Annotated in this window: 3 protein-coding genes; all 3 read left to right on the top strand. The window is 73.3% G+C overall.

Features of this window, described 5'->3' with window-relative positions:
- Positions 1-566: FHA domain-containing protein (locus CWIS_RS06270; protein ID WP_156186573.1), on the top strand; the 566-nt coding region annotated here is incomplete at its 5' end.
- 116 nt (positions 567-682) lie between these two features.
- The gene (locus CWIS_RS06265) at positions 683-2,242 is read left to right on the top strand and encodes a PQQ-binding-like beta-propeller repeat protein (RefSeq protein ID WP_048342409.1); all 1,560 of its coding nucleotides are present in this window, start codon (positions 683-685) and stop codon (positions 2,240-2,242) included.
- Positions 2,243-2,455: 213 nt separating this feature from the next.
- A complete protein-coding gene (leuA, locus tag CWIS_RS06260; RefSeq protein ID WP_048342408.1) occupies positions 2,456-4,249 on the top strand; it encodes a 2-isopropylmalate synthase in 1,794 nt (597 codons plus the stop codon).
- The last annotated feature ends 5 nt before the right edge of the window (positions 4,250-4,254 follow it).

The following is a 4,254-nucleotide window of genomic DNA, read 5'->3' as shown; positions in this document are numbered from 1 at the left end:
ACCTCGACACGCGCGCCCTCCCGCTCGTCCCGCCACCGCCCGCGCCGTCCGCGGCACCCGTCCCGGCCGGCGGCCAGGGTGCCTTCGCGCGGCTCGTCCCGGACGCGCCCGCCGCGTCGCCCGCGCCCGACGTCCTCGGCCACCCCGTCCCGCACCGGTTCGGTGACGACGAGGACGTCGAGACGACGCGCCGCGCGCTGCCGCCCGTCCCGCCGCCGTCGACGACGCGTGAGCGGATCACCGCGGCGATCGTGGAGATCAGCGACGGCCAGCGCGTCGAGGTGCGGCACACCGCGCTCGTCGGGCGCAACCCGGCGGCGGCCACCGACGGCGTCCAGCTCGTCCGCGTGGTCGACCCCGGCCGGTCGGTCTCCAAGACGCACCTGCAGCTCGCGGTCGAGCACTCGGGCGTGTGGGTCGCCGACCGCGGCTCGACGAACGGCACGGTCGTCACGCTGCCGGACGGTGCGCAGGTCATCTGCCCGGTCGACCAGCCCGTGCGTCTACGGCTGGGCGCCGTGGTGATGTTCGGCGACTGCGTCCTGCGGCTGGTCGAGACGTCCTGACGGGCGAGACGTCCCCACGCCACGACACGCAGACGATCGGGACATCCTGACCGTCGGTCGTGCGGCGGATCGGCGGATCCGCCCCGCGAACGGCTCGCGGAGCCTACGCTGACGGCATGGCGAACAGCCGCCACGCTGCACAGCTGCAGCTGGTCGAGGTGGACGAGCTCACGCCGACGTCGGCGGGCGCTGTCCCGGACTCGTCGCGCCCGACGACCGCCGGCGCGCCCGAGCCCCGCCCCCCGGCGGACGCGCCGCTCGACGAGGCGCCCCCCGAGAGCGGTGTGGCGGCGGGCGAGGACGGGTGGGACCCGGACGACGAGGCCGCACCGCACGGCTGGCCGGCGCGTCGACGCCGGGTGCTGGCCTGGGTGGCGGCGATCGGGGCCGCGGTGCTCGTCCTCGCCGCTCTCGCGGCCTGGGACGACGCGCGCCGCGCGGACGCCTACGAGCGTGCGGTGTCGGTGCCCGGACTGCTCGAGCCGCTCGACGGGCCGGTGCACGTCACGTGGCGTGCCGCGGCCGCGTCGGGCGAGGGGTCGGTCGTGGTCGCGGACGACACGCTCGTCGTCGTCGAGCAGGACTCGTCCGGAGGCAGCCTGGTCGGTTACGCGGCCGAGACGGGTCAGCACCGCTGGACCACGCGCGTGACCGGCCCGCCTGCGGCGACCGAGCGCGCGTGGCTGCAGTGCCCGAGCTGGCGCGGGGCGCGCGTGAGCGGACTGGTGCTGTGCACCACGGACCTGGCGATCCCCGTGTACGGCGACCCCGCGCCGGGTGAGTCCGTCGCGGACGGGCTCGAGGGCCTGCGGGTGGTGGCGGTGGACGCGGCGACCGGCCGCAGCGTGGGGTCGTGGACCGAGAAGGGCGACGTCGCGGGCTTCGGGCGGGTCGACGACGACATCGTCGTCGCGGTGACCGACCCGGACGGCCGCACGCTGGTCCAGCGGCGCGCGGGACGCACGGGCGACGTCGTGTGGTCGTACCGGTCGCTGCAGCAGCTCTCCGGGACGCTCGCGATCGAGCGCGCCTCGATGGAGCTGACGGACCGGGTGGCCGTGGTGCGCGGTGCCGAGCTGGTCGTCCTGCGGCTCGACGACGGCGAGGTGGTCGTCGCGGAGGCGCGCGGCCAGGCGGTCGCGCTCGTCCCGTTCCGCGACGGGTTCGCCGCGTGGACGCCGGCGCGCGGCGGCTGGATGTTCGACCGCGACGGTGAGCCGGTGACGGCCCTGCCTGCCGTGCCGTCGAGCCTGGCGATCGACGACGAGTCCGCGCAGGAGGTCGCGATCCTGTCCACGGGTGTCGCGGTGCGCGGCTTCGAGGTGGCGACGGGGAACGAGCTGTGGTCGCTGAGCACGCGCGCGACGCCGCAGGCGGTCGTCGACGACACGCTGCTGGTCGCCGACGACGGCCGGTGGGCGGCGTACGACGCGCACACCGGCGCGTCGCTGTGGTCGCACGAGCTCGAGGCACCGGCCTGGCCCGTGCTCACGGACGGCTCACTCGTGCTGACGGCGGTCGAGGACGGCGACCGGGTCACCCTGCTCGCGCGCGGCCTGCGCGACGGTGCGCAGCGGTGGCAGGTGAGCGTCCCGCCGCAGGTCACGCGGCTCTCGGCGATCGGCGGGCTGCTCGTCGGCCGGACCGACGAGGGCGTCGTGGTCCTGGCTCCGTGACGCGCCCGGTCCCGCGCGTGCCGGACCGTCAGGTGGGCAGCGTTTGCGGGGCGGGCCGCGCAGGGGAGTAAGGTGACCGACGTGCTGAGCACGACGGGCGTGAGCCTCCTCCTTCCGTGCCGCGGCGGGGCCTTCTAGGCCGGACCCCTGCCGCGGTGTCGTTCTGCGCCGGCTGACCACACGCCGAGAGAACCCGCGAAGGAGCAGTACCCCATGAGCGTCACCCCCACGAGCGCGAGCTATCAGCAGACGAGCCCCCAGCAGCCGTCGGGCATGCCGACCCACAAGTACCGGCCGTTCCACGAGATCATCAAGGTCGACCTGCCCGACCGCCGGTGGCCAGACGCGCGCGTCACGAAGGCCCCCCGCTGGTGCGCCGTGGACCTGCGCGACGGCAACCAGGCCCTGATCGAGCCGATGAACCCCGCTCGCAAGCTCGAGATGTTCGAGCTGCTGGTCGACATGGGCTTCAAGGAGATCGAGGTCGGTTTCCCCGCGGCGTCGCAGACCGACTTCGACTTCGTCCGGATGCTCATCGACGAGGGCCGGATCCCCGACGACGTCGTGATCCAGGTGCTCACGCAGTCGCGCGAGCACCTGATCGAGCGCACGTACGAGGCGATCGCGGGCGCCAAGCAGGCGATCGTGCACCTCTACAACTCGACGTCCACGCTGCAGCGCGACGTGGTGTTCCGGTCCGACGAGGACGGCATCGTCGACATCGCGGTGTCGGGTGCCCGGTTCTGCAAGAAGTACGAGGAGCTCGTCCCGGACACCGAGGTGTACTACGAGTACTCGCCGGAGTCGTACACGGGCACGGAGCTCGAGTTCGCGCTGCGGATCTGCAACGCGGTGCTCGAGGAGTGGCAGCCGACGCCCGAGCGCCCGGTGATCATCAACCTGCCGGCGACGGTCGAGATGGCGACCCCGAACGTGTACGCGGACTCGATCGAGTGGATGAGCCGCAACCTGCGCTACCGCGACGCCGTGGTGCTGAGCCTGCACCCGCACAACGACCGCGGGACGGCCGTGGCCGCCGCGGAGCTGGGGTACATGGCAGGTGCGGACCGCATCGAGGGCTGCCTGTTCGGCAACGGCGAGCGCACCGGCAACGTGTGCCTCGTGACCCTGGGCATGAACCTGTTCAGCCAGGGCATCGACCCGCAGCTCGACTTCTCCGACATGGACCGCATCCGCCGCACGGTCGAGCGGTGCAACCAGCTGCCGGTGAACGAGCGCCACCCGTACGGCGGCGACCTGGTCTTCACCGCGTTCTCGGGCTCGCACCAGGACGCGATCAAGAAGGGCCTGGACGCGCTCGAGCAGCGCGCCGCGGCCCTGGGCAGGACCACGGACGACGTCGTGTGGGCCGTGCCGTACCTGCCGATCGACCCGAAGGACGTCGGCCGCTCGTACGAGGCGATCATCCGGGTCAACTCGCAGTCGGGCAAGGGCGGCATCAGCTACCTCATGAAGTCCGAGAAGGACCTGGACCTGCCGCGCCGGCTCCAGATCGAGTTCTCGCAGGTCGTGCAGCAGCACACCGACCAGCACGGCACGGAGGTCACGGCCGACGACCTGTGGCGGATCTTCGTCGACGAGTACCTGCCGGTCGAGGCCGCGAAGGTCGGGACCGCGGCGCAGGACTTCGGCGACCTGGTCCCGTGGGGCCGGTTCTCGCTGCAGGGCACCCGCGCGACGAGCGCGCAGGACGGCCCGGACACGCTGTCGGTCGACCTCGTGGACCGCGGTGAGGTCCGCACGATCGAGGGCACGGGCAACGGCCCGGTCGCGGCGTTCGTCGCGGCGCTCCGGCAGGTCGGGGTCGATGTGGCGGTGCTCGACTACGCCGAGCACGCGCTGTCGGAGGGTGGCGACGCCACCGCCGCCGCGTACGTCGAGTGCGCGATCGGCGACGACATCCTGTGGGGCGTCGGGATCGACCCCTCGATCACCACCGCGTCGCTCAAGGCGATCGTCTCGGCGATCAACCGCCAGCTGCGCTGACTCCG

The organism is Cellulomonas sp. A375-1 (assembly GCF_001040865.1).
Classification (GTDB): Bacteria; Actinomycetota; Actinomycetes; order Actinomycetales; family Cellulomonadaceae; genus Cellulomonas; species Cellulomonas gelida.
Note: the sequence above shows the minus strand (reverse complement) of the source record. Positions and strands in the feature narration are given on the sequence as shown.

Bases quoted from the DNA above. Each gene is read 5' to 3' on its own strand.
- leuA (WP_048342408.1), top strand. From the start codon at position 2,456: ATGAGCGTCACCCCCACGAGCGCGAGCTATCAGCAGACGAGCCCCCAG.
- CWIS_RS06265 (WP_048342409.1), top strand. From the start codon at position 683: ATGGCGAACAGCCGCCACGCTGCACAGCTGCAGCTGGTCGAGGTGGAC.